Source organism: Vibrio sp. 970 (assembly GCF_033339075.1).
In genome coordinates this window covers 1-852 of sequence record NZ_JAWOTW010000169.1, presented here as the reverse complement: position 1 = coordinate 852, position 852 = coordinate 1, and the positions used below count along the sequence as shown (strand labels likewise).

Below are 852 nucleotides of genomic sequence, written 5' to 3'. Positions count from 1 at the left end.
CTACAGCGCAAAACGAGCACATTCCACAAGCCTTGAACATTCAAGCCCTAGGTGGCATTAGCTTCACAAAAGGCTGTTACACAGGCCAAGAAACCGTAGCTCGAGCGAAATACCGCGGCACAAACAAGCGCGCTATGTACATCGTGAAAGGCGCAACGTCGACCGCGTTAAACGATGATGCGATTGAACTAGAACGCAGCGTAGGCGACAACTGGCGCTCAGTCGGCACGTTACTGGCTCACTATCAATTCAGTGATAACCAAGCTATGGGTTTGATCGTGTTACCAAATAATCTGGATGACGACACTCGCCTTCGTTTGACGTCTCAGCCTGATTGTGAATGGACCATCGCAGAATTGCCTTACAGCCTTGATGATGAATAATGCCATTCATACTCCTTTGATGCAGTTTCTTGCCGACCAAAACATCACGTTTCGTCTGCTTCCGCATCAAAGACCAGCTACAACAATTGAGGATGCCGCGCAACAACGCGGCATTCGCCCTTCTCAAATGGTCAAAGCGATATTGCTGCGAGACATGGGCAATCAATACGCCCTCGCCTGCGCCCCTGGTGATCGCAGTGTGGATCCAAAAAAGGTACGAGCTTTACTGCAATGTCGCCGCATGACTTGTGTCGACCAGGCCGATGTAGAAGCCATCACTGGTTATAAAATTGGCACTGTGACGCCGTTATTACTCAAACGACAGATGCCGATTGTGTTTGACCCAAGCTTATTGGAAGAACGTGAAGTCACCATCAGCAGTGGGGACCGCATGGCAGGGCTGGCGTTATCCATCGACGATTTGGTTCAGCTATGCCAACCCACCGTGGCCGAAATCTGTCGTTAACAT

At 50.1% G+C, this 852-nt stretch carries 1 protein-coding gene and 1 pseudogene; both read left to right on the top strand.

The genetic code is table 11. The annotated features are described in order from the left end of the window. A pseudogene (locus tag R7Q11_RS25470) lies at positions 1-383 on the top strand (folate-binding Fe/S cluster repair protein); the annotation flags it as partial. Next, the gene (locus tag R7Q11_RS25465; protein ID WP_005481229.1) at positions 376-849 is read left to right on the top strand and encodes an aminoacyl-tRNA deacylase; all 474 of its coding nucleotides are present in this window, start codon (positions 376-378) and stop codon (positions 847-849) included. The pseudogene R7Q11_RS25470 and the gene R7Q11_RS25465, both read left to right, overlap by 8 nt. The last annotated feature ends 3 nt before the right edge of the window (positions 850-852 follow it).